This window comes from Dolichospermum sp. LEGE 00246, from assembly GCF_015207865.1.
Classification (GTDB): domain Bacteria; phylum Cyanobacteriota; class Cyanobacteriia; order Cyanobacteriales; family Nostocaceae; genus Dolichospermum; species Dolichospermum heterosporum.
The window spans coordinates 1-3283 of the sequence record NZ_JADEWA010000536.1; the positions used below are offsets into that span (position 1 = coordinate 1).

The following is a 3283-nucleotide window of genomic DNA, read 5'->3' on the forward strand; positions in this document are numbered from 1 at the left end:
TAAAAAATCTTTAAGGAGTTAAAAAATGAAACGAGAAAAACTGATCACTTTTTTAAAAGATCATGCGGTAGAGATTCGAGGTTATGGTGTAAAATCTCTCGGTTTATTTGGTTCGGTAGCAAGAGATGAAGCGACGGCTAAAAGTGATGTTGATTTATTAGTGGAGTTTGAGGGAAAAGTAACATTTGACTGCTATATGGATTTAAAATTTTTTCTGGAGGATAGTTTAGGATGTTCGGTAGATGTAGTTAGCAAGAAGATGTTAAAGCCTCAAATTAGAAATGTGGTGGAAACAGAGGTAATTTATGTCTCGTAGTCTCAGATTGTATTTTGAGGACATTTTTCAAAAAGAATTTGGTAATTAATAAAAACTATGCCTCGGATTTTTGATAATATTAATGATCAACTATTACCTATACTTAAAAAAAGCCTCCAATCTGCAAATAGGGCTGATTTTTGTGTCGGTTATTTTAACTTGCGAGGATGGAAATTAATACAGGAGGAAATTGAACAATTTACCGGCGGAGAAAATAATAGTTGTCGGTTATTAATTGGAATGCAAAAACTTCCCAAAGATGAACTTCAGGAACTATTAGGTTTAGGAATATCCCAAAAACCCATAGATAGAAATAAATCTTTTCAATTGCAAAAACGCATAGTTCAGGAATTTCGCCAACAATTAATGATTGGAAAACCTAATAATGCTGATGAATTGGGTTTAAAAAGACTTAAATCACAATTAAAAGCTAAAAAAGTAGTTGTGAAACTCTATTTACGTCATCCCCTCCACGCGAAATTATATTTAGTTCCGCAAAATCATGCTAATTTACCTGCAATCGGTTTTTGTCTCGCAAGGGGCTGATTTGGTATTGGAACAGCATAAAACAACTGGAGGACAATTAGGAAGCTCTAAAGGCGCAAGATATCGAACATATTATAGATTAGATGCTTATATTAAGAAGACAGAAACCCCATTATTTTCATCGTTATTTTCATTAGGTGAAGATTGGCAAACTTTGAAAAAGGCGGTTGAAGAAATCTATCTTTATCCATTAAAAGAAACGACGATTGTTAAACTTAATCGGCAGTTGAAAAGTGGGATTAGTGATGAACAATTAGCCACAATGATTATTTCTTTACGTGATAATAATTCTTTGTGTGTGATTCATCCTGAAGACGGACAACAGGAAGCGCAAATTATTTGTTCATTAGGGTTATTTTCGGGACAACTGACAAATTAAATTAGTCCTAATTCCCGTTTTAGTAAGTTGATGGACTGTGTGCCGATGTAGTTTTCACAGCGAATCAGTTTGGGTGGACGGATGAGGTCTTCTAGGACTGTTTGTATAGCTGCTTGGGTTGTGGCATAGCTGACTTGATCTGTACAAAATATTATTTCTGAGCGTTTAACGATCGCGTGTAGTTTATAAGCATCCTTTGGTTGAGCAGTCATGACTAATATTTCGTCTCCTCGTAAACCGTGGAGAATGACTTCTGTGGCTCTGAGAATACCAGGACTGAGGCTAACTATACCAATACAACTGGATTTGGGTAGGCTTTTCACGACAGTCATTTCTTTGCCATAGTCGTGAATATCTAGGGGAATCACGCGAACTGCTTTGGGTGCAGCGATCGCTTCCACTTCTCCGATAAAATAACGACTGGTGACTAATGTGGCTGAAGTGGTTTGGTCTAATACTCCAATCAGTTGTTCCATTGCGACTAGCTGGAGGGGGATTTGCAGGGATTCTTCTAACTCATCAACCATTAATTCCCCAGCCCCAATATCTTGAGATGGTGTCACCACTAATACTCTGGCACTACAACGCAAGCGCCAGTCAACTTCTGCTAAAAATAGTTCTCGTGATTGATTGAGAGAACAACCTTGACCCAGTAACTCATCTAGGGCTTGTTGCACCACCTTATAGGCTTGAGGATTTTGTTTGAGCATGGGAGACTGGGATCTGCTTCCGCCTTCATGACCTTGAGGGCGGACATAGATGCCTGAACCTGCTAAACTTTCGACAAATCCTTCTTCCTCCAATTGGCGGTAAACTTTACTAATGGTGTTGCGATGTAATCCAGTTTGCATGGCTAAAGCCCTGGTACTGGGTAGTTTATATGCAGGTGAATATTGCCCAGAGGCGATCGCAAATCTGATCTGATTAAACAGTTGATTAGATGCAGGAATTTCACTATCTGGCTGAATACGGAATTGAATCATTACCAATTCTGCTCCATAAGACTTATACAAATAGCCATAATTTACCTGTTAAATATATGATTAATGGGTTAGTTTGCTATGGAAAATATTATCACAGAAGAATACACCAAATCAGAAGGTAAGGGTCAAAATGAATGTAAGTCCGATCAGCAGTAAATGAATCGTAATTCACAACGCCATTAGTGGTTACTAATTGCTGATAGATATAACTATTATTAACTTGTGCTTCGTACCTCTTACCTATTTCCCTAATCACAACTTATATTATGACAGAGTCAGCAATACAGACTACAACAATTCAAATTCCTCAAGACAATTTGCAAATAGCCGCCTATTTAGCTCAACCAACTGCACCAGGTTCTTATCCGGGAATTGTCGTTCTCCAGGAGATTTTTGGGGTTAACGCCCATATTCGGGATGTTACCGAACGGATTGCTAAACTAGGATATGTGGCGATCGCTCCAGCACTGTTTCAACGTCAAGCCCCTGGATTTGAAACTGGTTACACGCCGGAAGCTGTGGAAATAGGCAAAAAATACGCTTGGTCACAAACCACAGCATCAGAACTTTTAAGCGATATTCAAGCAGCCATTAACTACTTAAAAACTTTACCCAATGTTAACCCAGATGAATTTGGTTGTATTGGCTTTTGTTTTGGTGGTCACGTCGCCTATTTAGCTGCTACACTCTCTGATATTAAAGCCACTGCTTCCTTTTACGGTGCGGGGATCACTACTCGTACTCCCGGAGGTGGAAATCCCAGTATTACCCGGACATCAGCAATTAAAGGCACTATCTACACCTTTTTTGGTGAGGAAGATGCGAGTATTCCTCCAGAAGAGGTAGACGAGATTGCCGCCGAACTTGCAAAATATCACATTTCTCATCGTCTGTTTCGTTACGATGGATCTGGGCATGGATTTTTTTGTGACCGTCGTGCCAGTTATAATTCTAAAGCTGCGGCGGATGCTTGGGAGCAAGTCCAACAACTTTTTGGACAACTAGTAGTCTGTCAACCCGAAAATGATGGGTGAAGGCAAGTAGGGGGTCTGTCTCTTA

General features: G+C 39.3%; 5 protein-coding genes. 4 read left to right on the forward strand and 1 reads right to left on the reverse strand.

The genetic code is table 11. The features are described from left to right. The first annotated feature begins 25 nt into the window (after positions 1 to 25). Genes IQ228_RS23565 through IQ228_RS23575 form a run of 3 tightly spaced genes read left to right on the forward strand, consistent with a single transcriptional unit; the run spans position 26 to position 1241 of the window. Positions 26 to 316, forward strand: a complete 291-nt coding sequence (locus IQ228_RS23565) for a nucleotidyltransferase family protein (protein ID WP_193896423.1) — start codon at positions 26 to 28, stop codon at positions 314 to 316. Between the two features lie 57 nt (positions 317 to 373). Beyond that, the gene (locus IQ228_RS23570; protein ID WP_193964636.1) at positions 374 to 862 is read left to right on the forward strand and encodes a hypothetical protein; all 489 of its coding nucleotides are present in this window, start codon (positions 374 to 376) and stop codon (positions 860 to 862) included. Next, positions 819 to 1241 carry a hypothetical protein gene (locus tag IQ228_RS23575; RefSeq protein WP_193964638.1) on the forward strand — a complete coding sequence of 141 codons (423 nt, stop codon included), beginning with the start codon at positions 819 to 821 and terminating at the stop codon, positions 1239 to 1241. Before IQ228_RS23570 ends, IQ228_RS23575 begins: the two co-directional genes overlap by 44 nt. Here IQ228_RS23575 and IQ228_RS23580 read toward each other — a convergent pair. Further along, the gene (locus IQ228_RS23580) at positions 1238 to 2224 is read right to left on the reverse strand and encodes a GntR family transcriptional regulator (RefSeq protein ID WP_027404861.1); all 987 of its coding nucleotides are present in this window, start codon (positions 2222 to 2224) and stop codon (positions 1238 to 1240) included. The two genes, IQ228_RS23575 and IQ228_RS23580, sit on opposite strands and share 4 nt — an antisense overlap. A gap of 266 nt (positions 2225 to 2490) precedes the next feature. On the opposite strand from IQ228_RS23580, the gene IQ228_RS23585 reads away from it, so the two are divergent. Next, on the forward strand, positions 2491 to 3258 hold the full coding sequence (locus IQ228_RS23585) for a dienelactone hydrolase family protein (RefSeq protein ID WP_193964640.1): 768 nt from the start codon (positions 2491 to 2493) through the stop codon (positions 3256 to 3258). Positions 3259 to 3283: the final 25 nt, after the last annotated feature.

Excerpts from the sequence above, each read along its gene's own strand:
- IQ228_RS23565 (WP_193896423.1), top strand. The coding sequence starts at position 26 with ATGAAACGAGAAAAACTGATCACTTTTTTAAAAGATCATGCGGTAGAG.
- IQ228_RS23570 (WP_193964636.1), top strand. The coding sequence starts at position 374 with ATGCCTCGGATTTTTGATAATATTAATGATCAACTATTACCTATACTT.
- IQ228_RS23575 (WP_193964638.1), top strand. The coding sequence starts at position 819 with ATGCTAATTTACCTGCAATCGGTTTTTGTCTCGCAAGGGGCTGATTTG.
- IQ228_RS23580 (WP_027404861.1), bottom strand. The coding sequence starts at position 2,224 with ATGATTCAATTCCGTATTCAGCCAGATAGTGAAATTCCTGCATCTAAT.
- IQ228_RS23585 (WP_193964640.1), top strand. The coding sequence starts at position 2,491 with ATGACAGAGTCAGCAATACAGACTACAACAATTCAAATTCCTCAAGAC.